We start from the raw sequence: 25,555 nt of genomic DNA on the forward strand, positions 1-25,555 counted from the left end.
CACATATAGAACAGCCGGTCCTTAAAGAGGAAGCGGTGTAGAAGGGAAGGGTAAGCCGTTGACCACACTATACAAATCCATTCGCACATATGAACTGGAGAGCTGGATTCAAGCGAATCTTAAAAAGCAGCAATTGGACATCAAAGAATCTATAGCGGCTATGCATTACATTAACGACTTAACCGGCCACCATTATAAAATCATCGAAGAGTTAGACCTGATACGAACCGGTGGAGACACAGGAAAGCAACCCGAAGCGAGATTTATAGATGTCGTGACAAACGAGACAGCCGTTATCGAAATCAAAAATTTTCCGTTCGAATCAAATGAAGAAAAAGCCGGCTTGCTGTACACGCGGCCGAAGCTATTGCAATGGATTCAAGAGTTCCACCAGGCGCACGCAAACGCAGATACCCGAATCGTATTTGAAATACTCATTAAAAAGCCGAGCATCAATCCCATTTTAGCGCTCCAAGATCTAAAGCAAGGAGATCTATTTGCTGGAATCTCCAACAAGTTTCTAGATCTTAAGGCAAGTAAATGGCATCGTTCCAAACCCTATTTCCAAATTAGCGATTTTAGAATGCACTTCGACGAGCATCCTGGGAGCTTTGTCGTTGTTGAGGAAGCTTTAGATCCTATAGACATCAACGCGGCCATTACGGAGACCATTAATTACGAGCGCTATGTCGATCTTCTCCATAAAGAATGGACAGTAAAAAAATGGGACGATAAATTTAAACACGCCCGCTATAAGGATGATTCGAAATATCTCTACCTTAAGATTGGCATGGGCTACCCGCACGATTTCGCTATAGCAAATGGTCAATTTACCATTCAAAAATTTGGCGATACACTGCTGCGTAAATATGGATCGACGCAAAGCCTCAGACAGCTGAGAGGTATTCTATTTTTCGCAGAACGCCACTACCAGCTGCTCGAGCAAGTGGAAGGAGAATTCCGCTGGAAGCCCCTGCTGAAGTTGGATAATTCGTTTACGCTCCAAGAATAGATATCAGCCGGTCCCTAAAGATGGACCGGCTGTATTTGTGCTAGATTCCAACATCGAGGTCAACAAACTCAGAAACATCGCGGTCTTTCTTCATCTGGCGACTGAGGTAATTGTTTTTGGTAATACTGGTGCTGCTGTGATCCAGCGTCTCGCTGATCCAGTCGAGCGGAGCTCCCTTTGCATAAGCACTTTGACTGAAGAAATGACGAAGGTGGTGCGGGGTCACACGATTCCCATGAATGCTGGTTAGGCCGGCTGCCGCCATTTGTTTCGAAAGAAAGGTCGATATGCTTGAAAGAGTGTACCGCTTTCCGAGACGGGATGGATAGAAGGGGGATTTGTCGTTAAGGTTCAGCTCCGTTCCCAATCCAACCCGCCTGCGATATTCCTTTAACGCCTCGAGCGCGTAGTCTTTAATGTGAGCATGCCGAATCTTGTCCCGTTTTGTGATCGTCCGGAGATAATGCTTGCCGGTTCTCCGATCATAATAAAGGTCTGACCAGGCAGGCTGAATTACCTCGTTTAAGCGAAGCCCACTCGTACCTAAAATTAGCAGCAGCGACATCACCTTTGGATTATCTTTATAGTGCAAAATGGCTTCTTTCAAATCCGACTCCTCGATATCCCGCTCCGGTACTTCTTCCTTCTTCTTTTTCACCGGCCGCAGACCCCTGCTTACTTTTTTCGCCAAGTATCCTTCTTCATGGCACCAGGTTAGAAATGAATCAATGATAACGATCTTCTTCGAGCGGGTGTTGGATTTCGGATAATTCTGTTCCATGACAGCCTGATACATTTCCATATCGCGGCGGGACAGCTGCCGGATATCATCCTTCCCGATCGAGCCGACGTAACCCAGAAACGCGAGCAGCTCCCGCAAATAATCCCGCTTCGTTTTTTCCTTCCGGGAGCGGCCAGGCGTATGTACATACAGATACACCATTCCAACATTAGAGATCGAGGAATAGTTGTAATTTCCCTCCTCATCCTCCCCAGATGATACGGCATCCAGTAACATATTCAAATGAGTGGTATTCATTAATTCATTACTAATGTAATCCCGCCTATCAAGAATAGAGGAAAGCGAGACATCAACCAAGGCACTTTCATTTCCATCGATATATATTGTCATATATTACTCCTAATCGGCTTTTTATGATTATCTTTCACTCTTATCGAGTATAACGCATATACGCATATATTGGTGACTTAAATCATTTACTTTCCGTTTCGTAAAACATATATTTCAATTTTTAACATGATGCAGAATTATAATGGTACTTGATATAAAGACAAAATAACAGTGTATTCTTTTACTTTCAATATAAAAGTAGAATTTAATATTTTGTCCACTATAAAATTCTATTTTTTTGTTCTGTTATATTATACTTTTAATACATGTTGAACACTCATATCTTTTATAAGATTGGTTAATCGTTTATAGTTAAATTTAGAAAGTTGCATGCAATTTCCTAATGCGACTATAAAGACGAAGGGTAGTGAAAAATTTGTCAATGAACGAGCAGACTCCTTCGAGCGAGCCGATCAAGTATTTGGATGTTGCAGCAGCCGCAGGAGAGCTTGGCATCACCCCGACGTCATTCTATAAGATAGTGAATCACGTCGATCCTGCTAAACGCCTTGAACCGGTCAACCGCAATACTCATCGAGGGGATGGAGGATTCAGGTTCAGGCTTGAAGACATTAACCGGATTAAGCCGCAATATGTCAAAAATGACCTGACCTCCGCTGAAGCGGCAAATCGCCTCGGCCGATCCACAACCTTTATTCATAAATTAATTCGCGATGGTGTGCTGGACTATTACGAAACCGAATTCAGGGGAAAACGTACGTTTTTCATTAAGGAATCGGAGCTTGCTCGCTACATGAGTGAGAATCCGGATTCGGGGAAATCGGAAGCCATTTATGATAAAAGAAGCGGGCTTTTCCTATACCAGCCGTTCTCGAAAGATGACCAGTTAGCCCGCGTTGTGAAGATCAAGCGTGTAAGCAACCGTAAGATTGAGACTACGCTGCGTACAGAGAGTGAACAACTCCTATCATACGATGAGGCTATTGCGCTGAATTGGGCGCCGGCAATGAAAATCCAAGACCGTAAGCCAACCACAAGCTACGGATATGCGGTATTCCACTTCCCGCTGCCACGCTCACTCGACTCCATGATTTTCACCATAATTGAGGAATTCTTCAAACAAGTCGGACCGGCCAACATGAAGATTTCCGCAGGGGAGCAGCTCGTCGTCGAAGTGAAAAAATCCGTGCTTGTCGGTATCCTGCCAACAACCCACCCGGATATGATCGACAAATTGAAGCTGTTTCTCCTTAAAGGTGAAATCATCCCGAAGTACGATGGCACACTGATTGATACGGGTTTGTCCCCGATAACCTTCTATCTGCCGGAGGAGAAGAAAGCGGAACTGGTTAGGCTTGCTGCTGCAGATGGAATCTCATTGCAGGAATGGATTGAGAAGCGATTGGACTGAACAGCAGGGAGTGAGCTGAAATAATGAGAACAAAGGAAGCTTCAGCAATGCATGCCCTTAGCAGGCAGCGAAAAGAAGCGGGAGTGTGTCTATATTGCGGCGGTGAACCGTTGGCAACGCAAAACATCAGCGTTCAGTTGTTCTAAAAGAGATTCGTTCTAAAGAGGTGCAAACTGGTTAATGATACTCATTGTTTATCTGCTGCTGGTTAACCTGATCGCTTTTGCAACGATGGCTTGCGATAAGTCACATGCGCGAAACAGGGCAACGGATCCCCGAGAAACGGCTTTTTTGCATTTGCCGCGCTGGGTGGTGCGCTCGGCTCGTGGATCGGTATGAAAATGTACCGACACAAGACAAAGAATATGACGTTTGTAGTCGGCGTTCCGGCATTGTTTTTCTTCAACGTAGTAAGCGTCTACTATGTAGCAAAGTTTTTGCTATAGTAGAATATCGAGCTTGACACCAATCTGGGGGTGGGTAAGAAAGCACAAACTCCAAGGGCAAAACGGGAGTGTTCCAAGCCGACTATTACCTAACCTGAAATGGGGAATTCTTAATGAATGTTGGCATAATTAGGAACATCGACGATTTGGGCAGGATCGTTTTGCCAATAGAGTTGCGCAGAAGTCTGAGTATAGATGACGGCGATTCATTGGAGATGTTCTCTGACGAAAAATCAATCTGTCTGCTAAAACATTACGGAAAAGGCTGCATATTCTGCAATTCGGCAGATGAGGTTTCACCATTTAAAGAGAAAATGATCTGTCGAAACTGTCTAACCTCGGTACGCAACTCTTACAGGGTTAAATTTAAACCCGCCGAAGCGGCTGCAGAGAAGAATAAAACTGTGATGCCTGGCCAGGGAATTGCAAAGCCACGGAAAAAGAGAGCTCCTCGTCGGTCGGCCATCGTATTGATTAAAGAAGTGTACGATCTTTTGACTGAATTCCCTGATCTGACCCAGAAGGAGCTGGCAGCACGACTTGACGTTTCACCGGGGAGAATCAGCCAAATAATGAATATGAAGAACCCGGTGAAGGGGGATAAAAAGTAATGAAATTCCGTGATCACGCGAAAGCCTACCATTTCAAAACCTTAAACGAAATGAGCGAAAAAGAAAAAGCTAAATTTGCAGAAGTCCTGCTGCATTGGCACAAGGAAGGCATTCACCCCGAATGCGCCTGTAAGGAACAAAGACCTTATCCAAAGCTCCATGTGAGAAAAAGCAAAGCAGGAAATCTCACGCTCGCCAATAACCCTAACAGTAACCGAGGAGAACGGACGCATGATTTTCAGTGTTGGTTCAATCTCCCCGCTGAGGGATATAAGGGTTACCTTAAGCAGCAGGGAATCCTTATCGATGAAGAAGGGCAGATCGCGTGTTCCCTCAAGAAGCCGAATATTCCAACGGCGACAGGCTCGCAACAAAGCGTGAAAGCAGGTGGGGAAGGGGGGCATGTCTCCGGATCCGTGCCGGCGGCCGGCCTCAATGCTCTCCGCTATTTGTTCCTAACCTGGCTGCAGGAATCACACGTACATGAATATCGTCCTGGCGGTCCACGAAATGTCCAGGGAAGACTGTTCAGAATCGCCATGAAAACCAAGATTAATGGGATACAGCTTACGTCCTCAAATTTCTGCATAGCAGGCGATCAATTCAGATACAACTTCGCCAAACACCGTGTCGTTATCTTCTGGGGCGATAAGTTTGCTCATCCCGCTACCGAATCCAAGACCAGCAGTTACCTCGTAAACCTTCCGGCCTTTTCGATTGCCGATCGAACCCTACATATTCAAAACGTAAGCCTATTAAAGTCAGTGTATGAGGCAGCTACTCTTACGAGCCGTGCTGTGGGCACAGGCTATTGGGTACTGTACCGGCAAGAGGACAAGAGCGGTAAGCTCGTAGATACGGAACTCATCTTTGAGCCGGCCGATCCAGATACCCTTATTCCAGTCGAATCATCCTATGAGGCGGAAATGATCAAATATCTCGTGAAAAACACGAGACATTTCAAGAAGCCCCTTGTCGGCAACGTGACAGACATGTTTTTAGATCATCGCCCAGATATGGTGTTGATGGATACGACGCCGAAGACAATCATAGAGGTTGCTGGATACCAGGATGCTGAGTATCGGCAAAAACTCGCAGAGAAGCGTGAGAAGTACCTGGAACGCGGCTATCAATACGTGGAGTGGGACGGTAACAGCTCAATAGAAAAACTCACGTTACCCCCCAAGCAATGATGCTTCAATGTTTCTCGCGGGCACAAGGGACACCACGTAGGAAAAATTGCTTTTCCGCCGGTCCGCTGCAGTTGTCGGTTATATTATTGTGAACTTTCAAGATCATGATATATAATTTCGATAATACCGGCCTCCTTAAAGCGTTATAAACTAGAGGACATTTAGACAAAAGGGTGAAAAACGTATGTTTATAGTCCATGACCAGAACGGCAACCGAATATCAGCCCTTGAATCAGACATTTCATTAATCAAGCGCATGTCAAAAGGGGGCTCATTGTTCTGCCCCGATTGTCACGGACAAATGGTTTTTCGTGCTGGAGATGTAAAGATCACTCACTTTGCCCACAAGAAAGCCTGTAGTTACCCCTATGGAGAGCCAGAGACCGAAGAGCATCAGCACGGTAAACTTATACTGCGGGATTACTTTCGCACTCTGTATCCTGAAGCTTATGTCGATCTGGAGTTTCGGATCGATGAAACAAATCAAAGATCTGACGTCATCGTCATTCATCCAAATGGGGATCGATGGGCCATTGAGTTTCAATGCTCGAAAATATCCGGGGAAAAATGGGCCGAAAGGAGAGCATTGTATGAAAAAGCAGGAGTGGCCGACTTTTGGGTTTTCGGAGATTCCGTTCACAGTTTTGGAAAGACTGATGGAAAGCCAGACACCGAAAAACATCGTTTCAGTGGTATGGAACTAAGAAAGATTAATAATAGTGACGGAAACAGGTACCTAAACACCGACACACAATTGATTCGATTTGTCATTAATCGCTTGGGTAATTATTGGACTTCTGATAGTGTCGTCATAAGTAAGGAGGTAATCGCTCCCCTTTCAGAGGTCTTTGCTTCCGACAGGGAATTGCTGACGAACGATATTCTTGATATATATGATCAGGATCAGATTAAGAAAAAACAACGAGAAAAAGAGCGGGAAAGCTCGGCCGAGAAAGTCGGTGCGACTAACAACGATGAGGACGAAGAAAATGACTGGGAATATCTGCCCGGCAGATTCAAAATCGACATGGTTGAAATGAAGGCAGCGGCCAAGAAGGATGTGCTTGAACTAATCCGCGAAACTCGCTCGGTAACAGAGCGGATGTCCGCTAGAGAAAGAACCGAATTCTATCAATTATGCGACAAGTACGGATACAAGGCAGACAATTTCCCTTCAATTTTCAATTTGTGTTTGGAAGATATTGAATTAATCAATACACCAAGACAGCTTTGGCAACTCTGGATATATGATAAATACATACATAATAGGGTCGGACGTACCTTCATTTCAGAAGACGTTTTCAAGACCTATTCGGACCGGATAGGAAGGGGCGAGTTCAGGCGCGGTATTAAAAAGGAATATCGGCATTACTCATATGTGATCTACGCTTATCTCGATATTTTAGAAAGTATCGGGTTGGTTGACCGAAAATGGTGGCGTGGGAGCAAAAAATGCTTATATACGGTGCTAGGAGACTGCTTCCCGTTATACAACAACCCTGTCGATAATGCAATGCTAGCAATCGCCTTGGAAACGCAACGTCTTGTGATCCCCGAGTTCAAAGAAAAAGTAACGGAGTTTATACATGAATCCAAGCAATTAAACCGGGAACGACAAGAGGAAATGCAACAGCAAAAGGAAAAAACTCAGTCAATGAAACAGGTGATTGAGGGGATTTTTGGGGTAATCGAACCGGATATTAATCTCGTTAGCAAGTGGGAATATGATTTTATCGTCGAGATGAATACAAGAATTCATAAAAATTGGATACTGACGGATAAACAGATCGAAACGATCAGCAAAATAAACTTAAAAGTAAACCGGTCAGGTGCTAAGCGTTGAACTCAATTCACACTTGGAGCTAGATAGATACATGGCCTTTCAGCGGCGGCGGAACGGCATTCGCAGCTATATTCATCTTCACGATTTCAATCCTGCATGACCAGTATCTACAAAGGTTAAACCAACATGGCTTAGCAAAAGTTGAGTTTATCTGGTATTTATACTGGGAATTTTAGAACTTATTATTTGATGATTCTGACTGACCGCTGAAGCTGAAGGGCATAATAGAGGCTTATTTATTTGATTTATTTTACTTCACAAAATACAGGTTTGTTGCAGTATAATAAAAAAAGGCCATATCGGCCGTTATGTCTGAAGATTTGTGTCACTAGACAGTTTCACGCATGTTTTGCAAGAACCGGGATATATTCCGGAGGTACTTCAAATATTTGATTTCCAATTGCAAACTTATTCCCTTTAAAAATGACGCCATGAGACTTTATTTCTTCAAGGCGTATTTTATGAGCCAATCCGGAAAAGCTCTCTTCATCAGCTGCTGGTGCGAAGGTGTTAAAAAGTTGCGTGAGACAAATCAATGGAGTATTTATCACACTTCGTAATTTCTCTTGATCATCGAAGCGAAATGAAGTGAATTCACGGTCCGCCTGTGATCGAAGATCTTTGTACACTAGACGAGAAATAGTACTCATTTTAGGATAATCATCTGATAAGCCCATGAATAGAAATTCAAGCCAGGTTCGCGGAAGTGTAGCAAGCAAGCACTTTTGGGTTAGATCTAGCTGAGGCATGTTCTGATATAGGTCCGCAAATCTACCGATGAGTTGCGCCCCGACAATCTGTTGTAACAAATCATTATCTAATTCAGTGTTAAAGGCGAAGTACAGGGTTGAGAGAAGTGAGAGCAACGCCCCCTCTCCTCTTGATTTGATAAACTGATTGGGACTCTTAAATATCGGTTGAAATGCTTTTTCGTAAATTTGCTCAATTGGCCGGTAACTAGTTTCTTTTTGTTGATTTGCAACATTAAAAACACCCAGGATTGATGTATCTAAATTGGTTAAGTGGTTACCTAACTCTTTCATTGAGTAATTTCTTGTTTGCAAATGATTAATAGCAGTCTTTAATGCCATGTTAAAATCCAAACTTTTCACTCCCCACATATAATCTACACATCCTCATTATTTCCACTGAATTAGAAGCTAATACCACCACTATTCAAATCATTTAGATAACTCCCAAAAACCAAAACACGCTTTACCGTGTATGCAAAGCAAGACTGATTATTCACAAATTCAACTCTACCCAAAAACACACTACCAACCGTTGCTGGACGTGAAAGGATCGAAGACAGGATGGAGGAGATAGGGGCGTAGGCATACCGTCGTACCTGTAATCATATTGCAACGGTAAAGCCATGAAGCGATAACATTGGAGGGCTATAATAAACAGTGACCCCCTTTTGAATATAAATACTTAGCCCGCGGCCACGTGAAACCGCGGGCAATTTTTTTACTTCATTCTTCGTTTCGTTTTTTTGCATAAGTAAATGCCTCAAAGGGCAGGAAGTGGGGGCCGATGAGCTTATGGGTATCTACAGATTCGAATGTCTCATCTATCCCATCAGAATACCCGCATGATGGTTGTAGAACTCTCCCGTGTGTTGGCTACGATCGCATCGAAAGTACACTTATCTATCGACATCATCTTGTATGTTTATAGAGTTGTAAATATGGAGATAATAGTAAAAAGAACTAGGATGTGATACTGTGGAGTTTGTACATATTGAGGAAACAATTAATGTTCGAAAGTCTTTTGAGGACTTCGGTTATTTTCGTTTATATGTAACTGATCGGAATTGGGTGGGAGAGAAATTCGTAACCAAGGAAGACACACGTTCATTTTTAAACCGGCTTCGTGGTATGAATGAGTTTTTCTTCGACATATATAAGCATAAACTTAATGGTATACGTATCGATATTTTAATAGATTGTTCATATTTTTCAACGCAGCTGGAAGAGGACAGACCAGTAAAGCGCTTCCTAAGAGAAATAGAACAGAATCTCCATCTACTTGAAGATCCGCGAGTGTTAATTGAGTGGAAGAGGAAACTAAGGTTCTATGCTGGCTCCCCCGAAAACTATGCATTATTATACCACTTTTGCAAATCAAATTCTCACCTGCAAATATCAAGTGAAATCGCTCAATACATCGAGATGCAAGTTTATGAGAACGGAGAAAAAGCGGTTAAGAGTGTTATAAAAAAAGACTATAAGAGGCTAGCCAAGGAACTTTTTGAAGAAGAATTAGAGTTTGATTACATTATAGACCGACTCTCCGCTTCCACAGACAGACGTTTGAAAGACGATTCACTTTTCATAAGTCGCCTCTTTAAATTCGCCATGCAGGATCCGAGGATTTTCCTCTATAACATCCTCTTTATCAAACAATTCTACAAGCCGACCTATAAAGAAGAACTATTCCAACAACTGTTTATTCGGATACAAAACGAGAAAAGGGATAACTGCTCGGTAACGGTTGAGGTCATTGACCAAGAACAAGAATCCGAAAATAAAATTAATACTGACTATTGCCAAGATGTAAGGGACAACGGTGAACCAATGCTGATGTTTTTCAAGAATGATCCTCCAAGCCAAGTATATAGCGAAAAGAAGGATATTCTAACTACAATTGGAAAATGGGTCAAACAACGTTTGAAAGCGGAAGATCTTAAAAATCTACCAATTAAGTCATGGATTCATTTTATTAAAGACCAGCACCAGATTAGGCAAGATGTTGGCTTACTTATAATTAGGAACGTATCCAGAATAGCTGGAAGACTTGGAGACGAATATTTGTTTATAGCAGAAGGACTTATAAGAGGTCCCGAGTCGATAACACCATTTCCAGTTATAGATCCTGACTCCTGGGTACATCTTAATCAGAGACAATGTGCCGTACTCTGCTATCTAATTTGCTTAATTCATGATATTTGCAAGGAAAAAAATTACACCATCTACGAAGTGTCTGATGATAAACTTGGTGCAATTAATATCTTGGAAATTGGGAGAGATGGTACTGAGGAAAAGAATGGAACTCGCAAGATAAGTAATCCCCAAACAAAACAGCGTATAACCACGGAGGGCAAAGAAAGACATAAAAAGCAGAATCATTGGGTTAGTTTCCACTTTAGACGACTTAGAAAAAGCGAAAACCCCTCTACTGCAGCAATTGAGAAGGCAAAGGCTTACGGCATACACAACATCCCAAGGGGTTTTACATTTGTAGAATCATTCACTCGAGGATCAGTTATCGGTGAAAGAAAGATATCAGCGATCGATGTCTATAGGAGGACGATGCAACGGTTTGAGCACGTTGGTCAGGAGGCGCAACCTAGCTGACTCATCGAAACACTAACTTGACTAGAATAACCGTACGGACAAGAGAGAGCAGCAGGAGCGGGCTAACGGTTGTCGGTCTATCATTGGCATCTACGTCCCTGGACTCATCGCTGCTGCACCTGTCCCGGTTGTACATACCTTAGATGAGGGGAAAAATGGTACAATGTTCAAATCACCTACTACATACGAGGGAGTTGTATCATGAAAAAGAAAATATTGATATCGATTTTAGCGACTGCCGTGATCCTGGCTTCGATGGCGGTGGGCGCCCTGGCCGCACCGGCCATACGGATCTTGGTTGATGGACAGAACAGCAATGTAAAGTTCAAAATCATTAACGGATCCACCTATTTATCGCTGGTCGACGTCGCAAAAATATTCGATGCCAAAGTCGGATATTCCGCAAAGGAACGGATCGTTTGGATAAACACTAACCGGCCAGAGCAGACGAGCAATGCGAAAGCTGATCAAGGCGACGCCGAATGGATGCTCTCGCCAAGAGATGTCGATGCGATCAATTCGGTATATGCTTACGCGATGGGACTGGAAGATCAAATGAACCTGTACTACAGAAGCAAGATCAATGCTTACGAGCTGGAAGAAGTAAGAGACAGCGCGAAAATTGATATTCGCAAGTCGCTTGCCGGCATCAAGGACTCGCCGATCCCGCTTGTCCAGGAGTTCGTAGGATACGCAAACGACGTGCTCGAAACAATGGATGCCGCGCTGCCGCGTGGTTCATTGACAGAAGTAAGCCTGCTGAAATCAGCACTGCAAGATCTCTCACGGACATATCGCAAACTAGGGAGTATGGCCGGTTAAATACCGGCTTTTTTGTTTCAAATAATAATGAATAACTATAAGAAGTTATTATAACGCTTTAACACTTTAACGCTTTACACTATTACATAAAATTCGTATTTTATACAGATGTCTAGATGTGATGATGAGCCCTTATACAATAAGCATTCTTTCATGATGTACAACATTATGGATCAATAATTCTTCGTTTTAAAAATATAAGTTGAAAATAGCTAAATTTAAAACCGTTACTCATGTTAGAGAAACGGTTTTATTTAAATGATTTTTATGAGTTGTCTTCTGGAACTTGATTGTCACAATATCATGTGAAAATTATCTTGCCTCAATCATCAAAATCAATATCGTCTAACTCAAACTTATAATTAATAATTTGATCTTTTATTTGTTGGATGACAACTTCTACCTCTTCAATTCCATTTAACTCTTTAAACATTATTGCGTAATCGGTTGGCGTTGGTTTTTGATTGTACATCCTCAATGATAGTTTACTATGCCGCAGTCTTTCATTGATCCAGTCATTACTTCTTGTAATCAGCCAATCCAGGACATCTTTGTGATTTTCGTATACGTACTGTGCCATTTCGATTTTTTTCTTATATTTCGAAGTTAAATAATCCTTCAATGACAGGCTTCCTTGTTCTTTAAGAAAACCTACGCGCTTAAAATCTGAGGGATAAGCAAAATAGGTTAGGATCTTTAAATTTAATATTTCGTTTTCTTTTAATTGAGAATAATCTGCAATATTTCTTATAGAGGTATCAATAAGTATCTTATATTTGTCAAAAAACTCGATGACTTCTAAGTTAATAATGTCTTCCTTCAGTTCTGCCAATTCTTTATCGTAACCAGCGTCTTCCTCATCTTCATAAGGATCTTTATATGTCAATGATCCATTATGGTCTTTTAGTATTAATTTGAAACACTCAGCGAACTCTACTCCGTACGTTGTACGGGAGAATATACCTTTTTCACGCAATCTCTCACGGTAAAGAGCACTCTTTTGCTCCTGTTCTTTTCTCTCCAGCATATAATAAATGTGATTTAACCTGTTCTTCATTTTTTCTTCGAGAGATTCGGAAATCAAAACGACGTACCCATACTTCTTATTCTTTCGAGTTTTTATCGCACTCATTGTTACAGAATGCTCCATTGGACTATGATAGGTGAAGGTTTGGGTACGCCTGATCCCTCTTATTATTTTGGTCTCTGGTGATTCAATAAAATTAAAGTCGATTGTTAGTTCGGATGTATCCAAGTCTAAAAAATACACAAGACCAGTGGTTCTAAACACTGTTTTCTCTAAATCAGACCTCTTTCGTGCATCAGTATTATCCCGCGCTGCAGAGAATTTCATAAATTTTCTCTTATCAAAAAACCAGAAGTCCTGGATATCTGCGGATTCGTATAAATTATGCCTCTCCTCCCATGCGGAAGTCGAGATTAAACTATGCTGGAATTCAAATGCCCAAGTACGATCAGCGAATTCTCCATCTCTATGTTTTACATACACATCAACGATTTGGCCGGTTTCAGGTATATGAACTTCATATTCAATATATGCAGTCGGAAATTTGGACTTTAGCCAATCATATAACAATTGCTTCCCCTGTATATGTGAAGGTGTTTCCGGTTCAGAACCTATATACTCGCACTCCAAATTTACGTGGGAAAAATACGGATTCTTTACGTTACCCTTATTGTACCGAACAACACCCTCACAATTTGGGCAGAACAACTTGTGTGACCGCGAAAGTGTCCTTGTGGATGCTTCATCACAATTAGATGCTATTAATGGCTTCTTTTCCTCAGTAAGACATCTTAACAATGTTTGCACCGTCCCATTCAACTAAAAATCTCGACGCGCTCTTGTTGTTTTCTCTGTCTTAAGGACTGCGTCACTTTAGAAACAACAAAATAAATAAACGAAGAAGGCCGGGGATTCTTCCCTTCGGCCCTCACTTTGTGCGGTGCTTCCGCTACAAAAATATAATAACCCTGGTTGCTATCGATGTCAACTTTTACCATATGAAATTAAGAAAAATTTGGACAAGATAGCTTATTCTCTTCCCCTATAGCTCAGTCGACAAAACGGTAGCTTGCGAGTGCCTATCAGTTAGCCAAAGGCAAGGATGTCAGTCGCGAGATGGGATCGTAAATCCGTTCAAGTTAATTATTCACTAGCAGGTGCAACCTGGTTCCTTGTGCTTCTAACCAAAGAATACTCCTCAAGTTGTTGAATATGACTTTATTAGAGAGAGCCGCCTTCGTTTTACTATCTACGAGCTTCACACCTGCTGTATTGGTTCAACAGCTCATCGAGTTGCTGTGATTTATACAAAATAACGTCCCAGAGTACGTTCCGCGTGATAAGTATGCTTGATGGAGATCCGATCGCATTTTTCAATTTCCCCCCGGATCTGGTTTTTACTCATACCAATAATACCTGTGTCCATGCCATCATTAGCCCCCCATCTCATCAAGCTTTCTTTCGTGATAGGCGACCTTCCCTCTCAGTTTATCTCGATATGATTCGTCCAAGCAGCCGTCAATGAGCAAGAGATTATAGCCGTATCTATGTGAGTGCCAGCTGTACTTCAGTTTGTCATATAAACAGATAAAAACTTTCCTTTTAATCATCTTCCTAAGTATGAATGCCACCGGCGCTCCTCTTTTCCGAAATTTTGATATTCACTCGAAACGTGCCTGGGACCAGCTGAACGATTTGTGAGATAAGTTCAATCTCCCGCTCCGCATAAACCTGTGAACACGTCCCTGTCATTCCGTAGAAGCGCTTACCGGCATTTCTCCCCTCTTCACCGGGCGCAACCTTAACCGGGCTCTGGTGAACCTTCAAACCGAGCTGGTGCAGCAGTATGCGCCTCTTTTCCGCTACCGACTCAATTGGTACCTTCAGCTCACCAAACATGCCGTAAAGCGTCTTGATGTCGATCCCCCACTCTTTAGCCAGCATGATGAAGTCTGATGCTTCCCGCTCCACCATCCAAGTTGCCAGCCAATCGATCTTCTCGTTCATTCCTAGTTGCCGGAATTCGTGTATGTGAAAGACGTCGTTTCTCACGGCCACGCCCCCTTATATCTTCTCAATTTCAATTTCCAATCTGTAAGTGCCATTCGACATTTGAATACGCTCCTTAATACTTTGGAGGAGCTGACTCAATTGATCCGAATTAAGTACCTCTTCAAAATGGAGCATTAAGCGTTCAATATCCTCCGTTCCAGATGGAACAGATTGATCTTGCGAGGCGGTATGCAATTGTCGCTTCCGCCTTCGAACATCTGAAAGAGAAATCTCCCACTTTTTTACGAAATTATAGTACGTGCCCGTACTGACACCCCAAGTCTTGCATATCTCCCCTATGTCATGTTCCGACAATGCTAGGGCAAGCAATTCATGTTTTGCCTCTTGCGATGCCTGTTCAACCCGCTCCAGACTCGGAATCATCGAATCTTTCCTCCCTTAACGCGAAAAGCACGCAGAGTCCCATAGGGCCCGTGCGTGCTTCACACTACCGATACATTTATATACTATTATTATAGCACGAAAATCCAACGCGTGAGAAGACATCCATATCTTCAAATTTAAAGACAATCTCTGTATAATAGATGCATATCTGCACCAAGCGAACGGAAGCACCGAGTCGTCGACTTGGTGCTTTTTATTTTTGAGATAGGAGGGTTCGATGTGACATTTAAAAGAGCAATAATCGGTTTCGCCATCATCTATGCTGTAATCGGAATAGTCATGTTTTGGCCAAATACTAAGCAGAAGGCACAAGATCCAGTCGAGGAAGAAGTTAAAATCGAGATGACCTGGGATTTGGCCAATGAATCAGCAGGCAATTACAAGCCTCCCGTTTGGCTGAAAAACCCTGAATTCTCCTCAGAGGTAGATGAAATTGAGCACACAGATGATCAGGTTCATTATGGTCCGGATTTCACGTCATCATTCCAGATCATATCCATGTATGCTCAAGCACAGCTAGGCGAATCCACGATTCTTTCCAGTTTCGTTAGCCCTTATCTAGCACACACGGATTATGAGAGCAGGAAGGTGGCAGCTGTTACCGATCGCGCAAATGGGCTTGCCAACCGGCTCACTAGGGGAAAGTCATTGAGCAAGATTCAGGTAACCTCTCCTACTCAAATAAAAGAGAATGAGGTGACACATACGATTCTTTTGGAGTATAAAGACGGAAAGAAAATTCAGCTCAAAGGTATTCCTATGATTAAACTTGTTCCGCTGGCCGATCATGAAAAGCATGATCCCGGCATGTGGTATCTCAATATTAACTTACAAGAGCTTGTTCAGCTAATAGAAAGAACGGCACAAAGTTAATCGGGTCATTCGGTCCACCTACACATATCTCCATCTTTACTTCCTCAAAGCCCTCCTGGTTTAAGACAGGGGGGTTTTCCAATAATACACTCACTACGACAAACTCTTTCGTTATTTCAGCGTGCCTGAGAATGGTCATCTATGTAGTATTCCCCTCCGATAAATTTCGTCCTTATCATTTATTATAAATTGACCCTCTTGTTTGAGCTAAACAACTTTTTTCCTTCTAAAATGACAAAAGCAGCCTCATGTATAAGGCTGCTTGTACTAATCGAGCAGTCCAAGTCGAATCAGAATTGATCGCGGGAAGTGGGATGCCCTAGTGAAGCGTTCTCCTAAGTGGACATCGAGGTAAGCAAAACCCTTAACCGAAATAGAATCTATTGCCCCTTCCACCGATAAGCCGCTTTCCGGAGTAAATTTTAACGTGAGTTTCTCCACTCGCTCCTCCCGCTGTAAGCTGTCGGCTGACAGGCGTTTGAATGCTTCCAGCAGATCCTCGATCATTGCGGTGCGGTCGGCATTGATTCGGTGCTGTTCGCTCTCCATTACCAATCCCAGCCCTTCTTGGAGCGATTCCGGACGTTTTCTCGAATGCGCTCTTCTTCCATAAAGTCATTGATCGCTTCTGGCCGGCCCTCAGACCCCTCCTCATCTGGATGCACGACTAACTCCACGCCTTCACGCTCTGCTACCCGTTTGGCCAAATGAACGCCCAAGCGAAATATGAGTTCCCTCTGCCCTTGATAGGTGTAAATGGACGGTACTTCACCGAATACAGGGTCCACCCTGAGTGCTAGACCTTCATACGCTGGCACAGCCCGCTCGAGGCCGCGGTTGGTCTTTACGATTAGCGGGCGGCCGCCGGCATCAACCGGTATGCGGGATAAATCAGGCAAGAAATTGGGGATCTCTTCATTCGGTCCATAAAAGTTAAAACTGTTTGGGACCGCATTGATGTCACGGATGAACCGGCCTTCTCTCTGGCAGACCAGGGCCGTTTCCGTATCAAACACTTCCCGCTTCTCGCCGGTTATGCCGCATATACCTCTCAGTGAATCAAATCGCGAGCAAAGTGAACACGATGGTAGAACCATACGTTTATCAGGACTGGCCATTTTCCTTACCCTCCAGACTCTTCAGATATTTTCGTTTTACATGATCCGGGATATGCTCCTCACACTGAGCGTTTTTCCATCCGTACAGTTTAAGCAACCCCTCATCGACATGATTCCCGCAACCGGGGAAGATGCACTTCCTTCGATTCTCCCCCGTACCAGAGCCGCCAGAGATGTCCTTACGCGCTGGTACCCCGGTACCGGGATTAGACGACCATTTCCGTTCGAGGTCGATCCAGCCCATCTCAAATTTGTCACAGGCGTCAACGAATGCTAGGCTCGCCGCAGCCTTGCACCTTTCAGGAAAATACTTAATCCGTTTCGTTGCCGGATCCCGCTCGAAGTCAACAAACCCCATTCCCTCATAGCTCGTGTCGACGATCTTCAGCACGCCTCTTACCTCCAGCTGCTTTTCCGTTTCATGTATGATAGGCTGCTGTGTGGTAAGTTTCCAATCCGCAAAGTTACCTGCCGCAGAGTTCACTCTATGGTTGTAGGCTTGGACTGGAATATGAGCGCTTGCCTTGCTACTATTCTTCATCTCCACCGTTCCAGGGGGAAAAGGAGCAATTAACCTGGTATGTATTTCGTGAAACAGTTTACGGCGTTCTTCAAGTTCACTCATCGCTGATCACGAATCCTTTTCCGTTCATGGTAAAAGACGAACTCTTCATCATTGAGCAAACCGAGTGTGTGGTAAAACTTAACGGATTCATTGTTCACCAAAAATAGAGAATGCTCTTGGTTCATGGCAGCGCGAAGATACTCAATCTGCTGCTCATGGATTAACATGCCTTTGAAATCATTCTTTCGATTGTTTTCCAGTTGTGAAAGTACCCACTCGCGTTCAACCTGTCTACGGGTCTTATCTTGGAAAATTTCGTAATAACTGCCGTTTTCGTCTGCGTAAAAAATACGGAGCCCTTTATCGGTCAACGTCATCAAAGCATCTTTCTCCATGACGACTTCACCCGCGTCACCGATTGAATACTTGATATATGAGCCTTCTTCGAGACCTAAACGTTTGCGGATCTCCATTGGCACAGTGGTTTGTCCCTTGCTTGTTATCTTTGAGTAAAACAACTCACCATCTCCTTACTTTGCCTTACTTCGAATGGTAAGGCAAAGTAAGGGGATTTGTCAAGGTCTCATCATAAAAAAAGTCGCCCGTGGGCAACTCATAGAAAATGGAGAATATTTGGTACGAGATAAACAACGAACAATATGATCGGAGAAACGATAATCATCCCTAAGCCTCTGCGCTTAGTCTGAGGATTATTTGTTCCTAGACCCCGGACAAGCAGACCAAGAAGCATGATGGTTCCCGCGATCGGAGCGCCTATTATCATGAGTACCCGAAATAATTGCGTGAACCAGGTTGTTGTACTGGAAAAGACCGTTTCAACTTCAGTTGTCGCCGGAGCATGGCCGCCAATGGAATAGTAATAATAGATGATAGGCACATAAGCGAACACAAATATCCCGACACCAAAAATGATCCCCATCATCAGTCCGATCCGTTTGATAATAAGGTTCTTGCCGGAGATAAGGAACAGAAGCAACCCTAATAGCGCCAAAAGTGCCATGAAGATTATTCCTGTCTCCTGCATGAAGCCTACGAGCTTCTGGAAGAATTCATTTACACGGGAGCCGAACTGCTCCATTCTTATTTCCCTCCCTTGATTTTCTCAAGCACCGGTCCGAGGAAAATCATCGGATCGAATGGTTTCACGCCTTTATCTCTCATGGGCGCCATTGGATTGTTGGGATTCGGGATCGCAACTTCGAAGTGAAGATGCGGTCCGGTCGATCGGCCAGTTGTGCCTTGTTTCCCCAACTGTTGCCCGGCTGCTACCTGCTGCCCATTTTGAACCGTAATCTTGCTCATATGTGCATATCGAGTCTGCAGGCCGTCCTCATGTGAGAGAACAACCAAATTGCCATAAGCGCCCCTTTCACCCGCCCAAATTACGAGTCCAGCCTTGGCAGCAAGAATAGGGGCGTTCGGCCAACCGCGGCCTCCCAAGTCTATTCCGTAGTGAAATTTTCCCCAACGGGGTCCGAAACCAGAATTGACCCCATAATAGTTTATCGCAATAGGCCATACCCAGCCCTCTTCATCAACATTACCGGTAAAGACATAATCGGGATTCTGATACACGTCGGAACCTGGGCCAACTACCGTATCCTCGCCCGAATAAAGATCAATTGGGAAATTTGGATCCGTTGCAGCGATGTATTCGAAAATCTCATCAATATCGCCTGGTTTCACCCCTCTTGCGATGAGAAACTCCTTAAACTTCTCTGAATCTAAATTCATTTCTGGAACGCCGCGATCGTCCACGAGCGTCTTTTCCCAGCGCTTGTACGTAGAGGTGGTACATTTGCCGCTTGATGAAGCGCCGGCTGACTCCCAATTTCCATTAGGTTCAAAAGTCCCTCCGGGAAAGTATCGCTTTGCAGAAGGGAGGTCCGTTGCACCAAAAGGAATTTCAACCCTTGACATGATCTTATGTGAAGGCATTTTGGATGAGGAAGTCGATTCGGTAGGAGGCTCATCAATCCGCTTCATCTTCGGTTTCCCATTAGCGTCTTTCACCACTTTACCGTTAGCGTCTTTCTCTTCTTCCTCCCGATAGCATGCCGTCACAGTTTTGATGTATTCCATATCATCGTTAACGGTCGTAAATGAAAAAGTCGGTTCAAGATTCAGATACATCTGCTTCGGATCAGGGAGAACGATTTTGCCGTCAGAACGAACTGCCTGGTATCGGACAAGGGAAGCGGGAATGGCCCAACTGGGCGTCACCGCACCTTTGAGCATCTGCTTCCACTCCGCGCTCGCCTCCTCCTGGTCAACCGCAATAACGCTGTTGCTCGCTAAGTCCTTAAATTTCTGTTCATACTCCCGATCGATCGTTTCCTCAGCAGATGTCCTCTCTCCACCTTTGAAAAACCAGTCGGCAGAGGGGATAGAATCCAGCATCGCATAGAACAAGATGACGGCTAGAAGTATGGCCGCTCCGTAGGGTCCTATTGTGGCAAGAACCGCTTTGACAGCGGCGAGAATGACTTTTTTAAGGAGGTTCACAAGGAGCTTCTTTAAATGTTTGGCGACCTTTTGGGCCGCCTTTTTCACCAGCTTTCCGCCGGTCTTCTTGGCAAAATCACCGGCTTGCCCCGCTGCCTCTTGCCCCATTTCTTGAGCGGATATGGAAATCACCCCCCTTCGCTAATCAGTAGCTTATGGAGCTGCTTTACGGCGTCCCGAGCCACTTCCTGCGTTTTGATATTCATCAGCGATATTTCTTAATTTCGTCGTGTATTGAGCATTTTTTCTAGTTTCCTCAACGGATTTTGTTCCCTGAATTGAATCCAGCACCCGGCCCGCTGCCGTGCCAGTCTTCATCCCTGGAGCACTATGACTGAAATATGAATCCACATTAACGGAGGAAGCATCCAATCCAGAATACGAATATTTCTGCCCATTGTTGTCCATCGTGTACGCTTCGCCTGTCCGAAGGAATCCTTCCGTCGATCCGCTCATTCCAGCGTTATTCGTCGTGATCGTGGCCGGACCACCACCGGCGCCCACGTTCGGATTAGGTGTAGTCATCGAATACGATCCCTTTGGTCCTTGTTTCAATTCCGCACCGCGCGGCGGGGTTCTATATGGTACATATACTGGATTCTTTAAATCCGGCACACCACCACCAATAGCTGAGATCAGCTGCTCTTGCCCGCCCCTATTCATATAGAAACCAGACTTTTGCGAGTCAGCCTTCCAATAAACATCCGCATCGGGGAACTTTGCTGCATAATCCGCCGGGGTATTGCCTCCGAATTGCTCCGTCTGAATTCTGCGACGTGTGGCCATCGACAGAGCGTTACCGGCAGCCCGTCCAACAGAGCCGCCTTTTTCTCCGAGAACAGACCCCATAGATTCACCCATGTTCCCAAGCAATTGTCGACGCTGGGCAAGGTCTGTGCCCCAATTATCACTCTTTGCGAACGATGCGAGCGCAGCGCCACTTTTAGCGGTGTTTACTACGGAAGATGCCATATTAGAGCCGAGACTTACGGTACCCGAGCCAAGTTTTGCTCCAACCACTCCACCGACCATCGCCCCACCGGGTCCAGCTACCATACCTGCCAGGGCGCCTACCGTACCGCCGACGACAGCAGCCGAGGTCTTGGCGAAGGACGTAGCTTTTCCGAGGCCAGTACGCTTATTTGAAGCTGCATCGGATAGAGAGGTATTACCGTAATCACTGCCGGATGGAGCATCGCCTGGAGATGAACCAGCCTTGCCTCCAGAGGCATTCCCTTTCCCACGCCCAGCCATTTGCATTGCGCCCCGTCCGAGCATCATTGCGCCCGCTACGCCGCCCATACCGGACATGGTAAGAGCGGATCCTAGCTTTGAACTGCTATCGCCCAGCTGCAGCCACTTTGAAATCATGCCGGAAGCGGGAATGAACATAATCAACATCCCGAGCTTGAAGAAAGTACCAGCGCCAAGCGATGACATGGATGCGAATGTATATAGGATTAAACCGTGAATACAAGGCAGGAAGACGTTGCCGAGCAACTCTTTTAACCATGTGCCAAAAAAGGCTCTTGTTCTTGCAAACAGAAGCGCATAGGCGGCAAACGGCGCCAGCAATACCAGGAATACGAGCACAATCTTTCGTGAAATGTAAATGAAATTGAGCATTACGGTTAAAATCCATTCGCCCAAGAAGATAACAATGTCCCCGAGACCAAACAACTCTCCCGTGCCGGCTGCCGCTATTACTGAAACATTGTTCGCCTGCAGACCGGCTCCCGCCATCGTATCTGCGATCGATGAGGAGATAGCAGTGTTCATATTCATGATGATTTGAAAGAACAACCAAAATGATCCCATGAACAACGCGGAGTAAATATACATCTGAATGTCTTTCCAGAAGTCGGCTCGAGCCTGGGGACTGTGAGGAGTTATCCCTATTTTCAAGCTCGCAATCATGATCGCAAGGGCAATGAACGATACATAAGCCGAGGAAAAGACCGCAATCATGGGGTTAATGACTTGTTTCATCTCGTTGTCATAGAACGTGTTGTAATGCAGCTTGCCTTCCCCAAAGCCCCAATTTTTGTAGGGATTTCCGAAAACCATATCCGGAATCGTGGCAAGACCAGCCAGCTTGAACAGCCCGTTCACCATTTTCATGACAGCTTTCTCTACAAAGCCCGCTTCATCAATGGACTTTTCCATTTGAGTCTGGAAGTTGGAATCCGTAAACGTACTGCCCGACTGCTGCGTACTGCTGGCATCTGTGCCGGCGGCGAATGCGGAGGATACGCCTACGGTAAACATCAAGACCATGCTTAGTAAGAGAACCAAAGCTAGGTTTCTTGGCTTCCTCATGAAGCAGCACCCTCTTTTTCTTGGGGCCGTACACGCCCCATCTGAACGTTCTGATTGGTATTGAGGTAAACCCACTCTTCAGGAGTCGGCTCCGAATGGAAGTGTACAATTTGCTTATTAGCTTTCATTAACACTTCGCCGGTGGAAAAAGTACGTATCATCTCCCCGACATCTCTGGAAAGGCGGAATGTCTTTAGAATGGGGTCAATGTCCTGATCCGCCTGCCTCAAAAAGCAGATCGTATCGAACTGAGATACGACATCTCGCGCTGTTTCATCCCGATCGAACATCTCGTATCGCTGGGAAACGAGGGTGAGCGAAGTATTCCATTTACGTCCCCGCAAGGAAAGAACTTTAAGCCAAGACATCATCGACTTATACGGAATCTGCTGCCACGCTTCGTCGATCAAAACCCGCTTCTTTGCCTTCGGATTCGATGTGATGAACCGACTCCAAACCCATGTTGTAATGACGTGCATGGCAAGCGGCCGCTCAATGCCGTTCTGAGACAATCGGCTGATGTCAAACGTAACGACCGGTGCATCATCAAGGGAGACGTTATTGCCTTCCGAAATGATATTGGTCTGTCCATCAAACATCCCGAAGGCTCGCCCCGCTGTGAAAAGCTCGATAATCGTCATGAGCTCCTTCAGCTCTTCGTAACCGTTTTGCCAATACTCTTTTACTTTCCCGTGGATCTCCGAAATCGTGGGCATAAGGATATACTTTCGTTCATACGTGATGCTACCGAAATCATCAATAGACTGTACCTGCTCAAAGATCGTGTCAGGATCCTCGGTAATCCCCCGGCTTCGGTAGGCGGCGGTCATGATATCGTTAAGCACGCCCAGCTCGATGGCTCCGAGATTCGCGTCAAAGCCTTTTACCGACTGCTTCATAATTTTGAAGAATTCGATAGCTTCCTTTACCTTCTCGTTTAGGTTCACTTTCTCGACAACGTACTCATCCGGTTTTCCTTTATTCATCAATTCCTTCTCTGGATAGATATCAAGGGGATTGATGCGACTTGCAAAATCCGAATTGGTAGGGTAGATCGGGATAACGACACCACCGAGGGCCTTCGTCAATTCCACGTATTCCGGCTCGACATCAATGATTACATTTTTCGTGATGCCATCGCTAAAACCGCGTCCGATAAACTGCTTTACCAAAACCGACTTACCTGAGCCAGATGCGCCAAAAATGCCAACCGAGTAGTTGTTTAAGCTGTTGTCAAAATTATTGTAGTAGACGTAATCTCTCCCTGATCGCCCAATTGGAAATCCGGCCTGATGGTTCAGTTTAGAGGAAGCGTGCGGGAAAATAGCTGTCAAACTCCGCTGATCGAGGTTTCGATCCGACTTGGCCAAATGATTCTTACCGAGCGGCAGACAGGACAAGAATCCATCCCGCTGCCGGCCATAGGCGTTCAATATCTCGATGGATTCTCCGCCTACAATATTCTCAATTTCAACGCATTTCCCATTCAATTCGTCCAGGCTGTTCGCATACACAGTCGCTTGAATCGAGACATAGAACAAGCCATTTTGGTTATTCTTTATTTCTCGCTGGATAATCTTTGTATCATCCTGCTTTTGAAAGGCATCGTCGTATTTAGCTTGGTCTCCCCGCTTCTGGGCTGAGTACATAACGACAGCCAATTCGTCGATCTTGTCCTGTAGTTTCTTTATGGCAGCATTACGGTCAAGCGGATCAATATGCACCGAAACGTCAACGTCATCGCCGGAAAACAGATTCTCCAGCCACCCAATACGCACCGTTCTTGGATATCCGGAGGGCTTCACAAAAAATGAACGAGCATACTTCAAATTGCCAAGCCCGGTCTGAATGATGAAGTGATCGCGATTGAAGGTAACCCCATCGTTGATCATATTATCCACCAGCTCTGGATACTCGAAATCACGATCCTCGCTCTTACTCCCCTGCTGCAAGAGGTCGCTCTGGGGTATCTCCTGGTTCTTCTTGTTCTTCTTCGAGAAAATCTTCAACAACGGACCGCACCTCCTCTACGTTGTACACCAGATCCTCGTAGCCCGGAACCGAAGTAAAATCCCATGTGACATAAGAAGCCAGCTTTTCTTTGTCTTCCACTTCATCTATAGGATGAGCAAGCATCCGGTCGCGGTTCAAGGCCCGCTTCATGACTTCCATCGCCTTAAGGCTGCCAAGAACACGAGCCTCAACGTCGCATTGGCGGAGCATGCTGATGATTGTCCAAGCTCGCTGTTGGAGGTTTGTGCGAATCAATTCATCCCGTTTTTCAGGAGTAAGAATACCCATTTTACTTGGCTGCGGGACAAATGGAATGACGTAATACACTTTTCGCGTCACCCTAAATTCCAACTCCGACCGGTTCTTGATGTGGCGAACAACGCGGTTATTATAATCACGAACCTGTTCGTTGCTCTTCTTCAAATTTTCAATGAAGCGGGTCTCTTCTTTCCGAAGGTCCTGGGTCACCGCTTGCCCGAGAATCTGAATCGGAAACCGGATTACCCGGAACAAAGCGTTGTAACCCATGATAATGCCCTGACGAGCTCCTTCACTTAGGAGATCATAATTCACGGAATCGGCTTCGACGATCACACAATATTCATTGTGCTTCTTTCGATAAATGCCGTATTCGATCTTCTCAATACCGATCAGTTCCTTGAGGGATTCCATACCCTTTTGCTGTGTATCCTTGCCGCCTTTCTTCTTTAGTTGAGCGGCCTGGCCCGTTTCCTCAAGATGTTGTTTTCGCTGCCAACCAAAGACTGGTTCATTGCGATCCTTGCGCTGCTTGGCAAAGAATATAAAAATACTGAAGAACAGCATGAAGCCGCCCAGAATAAACATATAAACCGTCATGCCGGCACA

At 44.8% G+C, this 25,555-nt stretch carries 25 protein-coding genes; 11 read left to right on the forward strand and 14 right to left on the reverse strand.

The features are described 5' to 3' along the window. Positions 1-58 precede the first annotated feature (58 nt). Complete coding sequence (locus tag IEW11_RS19220; protein ID WP_188532690.1) at positions 59-1,012, forward strand: hypothetical protein; 954 nt, start codon at positions 59-61, stop codon at positions 1,010-1,012. A 40-nt stretch (positions 1,013-1,052) separates the two neighbouring features. Here IEW11_RS19220 and IEW11_RS19225 read toward each other — a convergent pair whose 3' ends face one another. Continuing rightward, a complete protein-coding gene (locus IEW11_RS19225; protein WP_188532691.1) occupies positions 1,053-2,144 on the reverse strand; it encodes a tyrosine-type recombinase/integrase in 1,092 nt (363 codons plus the stop codon). 367 nt (positions 2,145-2,511) lie between these two features. Between IEW11_RS19225 and IEW11_RS19230 the strand changes: the two genes are divergently transcribed. The 7 genes from IEW11_RS19230 (at position 2,512) to IEW11_RS19255 (ending at position 7,609) form a co-directional block, all read left to right on the forward strand. Beyond that, positions 2,512-3,516, forward strand: coding sequence for a helix-turn-helix domain-containing protein (locus IEW11_RS19230; RefSeq protein WP_188532692.1), 1,005 nt, complete (start codon positions 2,512-2,514; stop codon positions 3,514-3,516). A 23-nt stretch (positions 3,517-3,539) separates the two neighbouring features. Further along, on the forward strand, positions 3,540-3,662 hold the full coding sequence (locus IEW11_RS25165) for a hypothetical protein (protein WP_268237421.1): 123 nt from the start codon (positions 3,540-3,542) through the stop codon (positions 3,660-3,662). A gap of 34 nt (positions 3,663-3,696) precedes the next feature. Next, positions 3,697-3,855 carry a hypothetical protein gene (locus IEW11_RS19235; RefSeq protein ID WP_188532693.1) on the forward strand — a complete coding sequence of 53 codons (159 nt, stop codon included), beginning with the start codon at positions 3,697-3,699 and terminating at the stop codon, positions 3,853-3,855. Continuing rightward, positions 3,822-3,962, forward strand: coding sequence for a DUF1294 domain-containing protein (locus tag IEW11_RS19240; protein WP_188532802.1), 141 nt, complete (start codon positions 3,822-3,824; stop codon positions 3,960-3,962). Before IEW11_RS19235 ends, IEW11_RS19240 begins: the two co-directional genes overlap by 34 nt. A gap of 113 nt (positions 3,963-4,075) precedes the next feature. Continuing rightward, complete coding sequence (locus tag IEW11_RS19245; RefSeq protein WP_188532694.1) at positions 4,076-4,573, forward strand: AbrB/MazE/SpoVT family DNA-binding domain-containing protein; 498 nt, start codon at positions 4,076-4,078, stop codon at positions 4,571-4,573. Further along, a complete protein-coding gene (locus IEW11_RS19250; RefSeq protein WP_188532695.1) occupies positions 4,573-5,766 on the forward strand; it encodes a hypothetical protein in 1,194 nt (397 codons plus the stop codon). Before IEW11_RS19245 ends, IEW11_RS19250 begins: the two co-directional genes overlap by 1 nt. A 184-nt stretch (positions 5,767-5,950) precedes the next feature. After that, positions 5,951-7,609 carry a competence protein CoiA gene (locus IEW11_RS19255; protein ID WP_188532696.1) on the forward strand — a complete coding sequence of 553 codons (1,659 nt, stop codon included), beginning with the start codon at positions 5,951-5,953 and terminating at the stop codon, positions 7,607-7,609. A 338-nt stretch (positions 7,610-7,947) separates the two neighbouring features. On the opposite strand, the gene IEW11_RS19260 is transcribed toward IEW11_RS19255, so the two are convergent. After that, the gene (locus tag IEW11_RS19260) at positions 7,948-8,730 is read right to left on the reverse strand and encodes a hypothetical protein (protein WP_188532697.1); all 783 of its coding nucleotides are present in this window, start codon (positions 8,728-8,730) and stop codon (positions 7,948-7,950) included. 606 nt (positions 8,731-9,336) lie between these two features. Between IEW11_RS19260 and IEW11_RS19265 the strand changes: the two genes are divergently transcribed. Together IEW11_RS19265 and IEW11_RS19270 are read left to right on the forward strand one after the other, a co-directional pair. Then, positions 9,337-10,968: a hypothetical protein gene (locus IEW11_RS19265; protein ID WP_188532698.1), complete on the forward strand. Its 1,632-nt coding sequence runs from the start codon at positions 9,337-9,339 to the stop codon at positions 10,966-10,968. A 201-nt stretch (positions 10,969-11,169) separates the two neighbouring features. Continuing rightward, positions 11,170-11,790 carry a stalk domain-containing protein gene (locus IEW11_RS19270; RefSeq protein WP_188532699.1) on the forward strand — a complete coding sequence of 207 codons (621 nt, stop codon included), beginning with the start codon at positions 11,170-11,172 and terminating at the stop codon, positions 11,788-11,790. A gap of 322 nt (positions 11,791-12,112) precedes the next feature. Here the strand turns inward: IEW11_RS19270 and IEW11_RS19275 are convergent, their stop codons facing one another. The 3 genes from IEW11_RS19275 to IEW11_RS19290 form a co-directional block, all read right to left on the reverse strand. After that, complete coding sequence (locus IEW11_RS19275) at positions 12,113-13,624, reverse strand: competence protein CoiA (protein ID WP_229725475.1); 1,512 nt, start codon at positions 13,622-13,624, stop codon at positions 12,113-12,115. Between the two features lie 807 nt (positions 13,625-14,431). Further along, positions 14,432-14,869 (reverse strand): hypothetical protein, encoded by a 438-nt coding sequence (locus tag IEW11_RS19285; RefSeq protein ID WP_188532702.1) that lies wholly within the window; start codon positions 14,867-14,869, stop codon positions 14,432-14,434. A gap of 12 nt (positions 14,870-14,881) precedes the next feature. Then, entirely contained in the window at positions 14,882-15,253 is a 372-nt protein-coding gene (locus IEW11_RS19290) for a hypothetical protein (protein WP_188532703.1), read from the reverse strand. A 240-nt stretch (positions 15,254-15,493) separates the two neighbouring features. On the opposite strand from IEW11_RS19290, the gene IEW11_RS19295 reads away from it, so the two are divergent. Further along, positions 15,494-16,147, forward strand: coding sequence for a hypothetical protein (locus tag IEW11_RS19295; protein WP_188532704.1), 654 nt, complete (start codon positions 15,494-15,496; stop codon positions 16,145-16,147). Between the two features lie 267 nt (positions 16,148-16,414). On the opposite strand, the gene IEW11_RS19300 is transcribed toward IEW11_RS19295, so the two are convergent. The 9 genes from IEW11_RS19300 to IEW11_RS19340 all read right to left on the reverse strand — a co-directional run bounded on the left by IEW11_RS19300 (position 16,415) and on the right by IEW11_RS19340 (position 25,546). After that, positions 16,415-16,702, reverse strand: a complete 288-nt coding sequence (locus IEW11_RS19300) for a hypothetical protein (protein WP_188532705.1) — start codon at positions 16,700-16,702, stop codon at positions 16,415-16,417. Next, on the reverse strand, positions 16,696-17,265 hold the full coding sequence (locus IEW11_RS19305; protein ID WP_188532706.1) for a hypothetical protein: 570 nt from the start codon (positions 17,263-17,265) through the stop codon (positions 16,696-16,698). Before IEW11_RS19305 ends, IEW11_RS19300 begins: the two co-directional genes overlap by 7 nt. Continuing rightward, a complete protein-coding gene (locus tag IEW11_RS19310) occupies positions 17,252-17,890 on the reverse strand; it encodes a hypothetical protein (protein WP_188532707.1) in 639 nt (212 codons plus the stop codon). The genes IEW11_RS19305 and IEW11_RS19310 overlap by 14 nt, the downstream gene beginning before the upstream one ends. Continuing rightward, a complete protein-coding gene (locus IEW11_RS19315) occupies positions 17,887-18,348 on the reverse strand; it encodes a type II toxin-antitoxin system PrlF family antitoxin (protein ID WP_188532708.1) in 462 nt (153 codons plus the stop codon). The genes IEW11_RS19310 and IEW11_RS19315 overlap by 4 nt, the downstream gene beginning before the upstream one ends. 95 nt (positions 18,349-18,443) lie before the next feature. Beyond that, positions 18,444-18,929, reverse strand: a complete 486-nt coding sequence (locus IEW11_RS19320; RefSeq protein ID WP_188532709.1) for a hypothetical protein — start codon at positions 18,927-18,929, stop codon at positions 18,444-18,446. Between the two features lie 2 nt (positions 18,930-18,931). Beyond that, positions 18,932-20,488: a M23 family metallopeptidase gene (locus tag IEW11_RS19325; protein ID WP_188532710.1), complete on the reverse strand. Its 1,557-nt coding sequence runs from the start codon at positions 20,486-20,488 to the stop codon at positions 18,932-18,934. 21 nt (positions 20,489-20,509) lie between these two features. Further along, positions 20,510-22,675: a hypothetical protein gene (locus IEW11_RS19330; protein ID WP_188532711.1), complete on the reverse strand. Its 2,166-nt coding sequence runs from the start codon at positions 22,673-22,675 to the stop codon at positions 20,510-20,512. Then, entirely contained in the window at positions 22,672-24,687 is a 2,016-nt protein-coding gene (locus tag IEW11_RS19335) for a VirB4 family type IV secretion system protein (protein WP_188532712.1), read from the reverse strand. Before IEW11_RS19335 ends, IEW11_RS19330 begins: the two co-directional genes overlap by 4 nt. After that, on the reverse strand, positions 24,611-25,546 hold the full coding sequence (locus tag IEW11_RS19340; protein WP_188532713.1) for a hypothetical protein: 936 nt from the start codon (positions 25,544-25,546) through the stop codon (positions 24,611-24,613). Before IEW11_RS19340 ends, IEW11_RS19335 begins: the two co-directional genes overlap by 77 nt. Positions 25,547-25,555 lie beyond the last annotated feature (9 nt).

It is taken from the genome of Paenibacillus abyssi (assembly GCF_014640295.1).
Lineage (GTDB): Bacteria > Bacillota > Bacilli > Paenibacillales > Paenibacillaceae > Paenibacillus_D > Paenibacillus_D abyssi.

Coding starts and splice junctions, on each gene's coding strand:
- IEW11_RS19225 (WP_188532691.1), bottom strand. CDS start 2,144: ATGACAATATATATCGATGGAAATGAAAGTGCCTTGGTTGATGTCTCG.
- IEW11_RS25165 (WP_268237421.1), top strand. CDS start 3,540: ATGAGAACAAAGGAAGCTTCAGCAATGCATGCCCTTAGCAGGCAGCGA.
- IEW11_RS19235 (WP_188532693.1), top strand. CDS start 3,697: ATGATACTCATTGTTTATCTGCTGCTGGTTAACCTGATCGCTTTTGCA.
- IEW11_RS19245 (WP_188532694.1), top strand. CDS start 4,076: ATGAATGTTGGCATAATTAGGAACATCGACGATTTGGGCAGGATCGTT.
- IEW11_RS19250 (WP_188532695.1), top strand. CDS start 4,573: ATGAAATTCCGTGATCACGCGAAAGCCTACCATTTCAAAACCTTAAAC.
- IEW11_RS19255 (WP_188532696.1), top strand. CDS start 5,951: ATGTTTATAGTCCATGACCAGAACGGCAACCGAATATCAGCCCTTGAA.
- IEW11_RS19260 (WP_188532697.1), bottom strand. CDS start 8,730: ATGTGGGGAGTGAAAAGTTTGGATTTTAACATGGCATTAAAGACTGCT.
- IEW11_RS19270 (WP_188532699.1), top strand. CDS start 11,170: ATGAAAAAGAAAATATTGATATCGATTTTAGCGACTGCCGTGATCCTG.
- IEW11_RS19290 (WP_188532703.1), bottom strand. CDS start 15,253: ATGATTCCGAGTCTGGAGCGGGTTGAACAGGCATCGCAAGAGGCAAAA.
- IEW11_RS19305 (WP_188532706.1), bottom strand. CDS start 17,265: ATGGCCAGTCCTGATAAACGTATGGTTCTACCATCGTGTTCACTTTGC.
- IEW11_RS19310 (WP_188532707.1), bottom strand. CDS start 17,890: ATGAGTGAACTTGAAGAACGCCGTAAACTGTTTCACGAAATACATACC.
- IEW11_RS19320 (WP_188532709.1), bottom strand. CDS start 18,929: ATGGAGCAGTTCGGCTCCCGTGTAAATGAATTCTTCCAGAAGCTCGTA.
- IEW11_RS19330 (WP_188532711.1), bottom strand. CDS start 22,675: ATGAGGAAGCCAAGAAACCTAGCTTTGGTTCTCTTACTAAGCATGGTC.
- IEW11_RS19340 (WP_188532713.1), bottom strand. CDS start 25,546: ATGACGGTTTATATGTTTATTCTGGGCGGCTTCATGCTGTTCTTCAGT.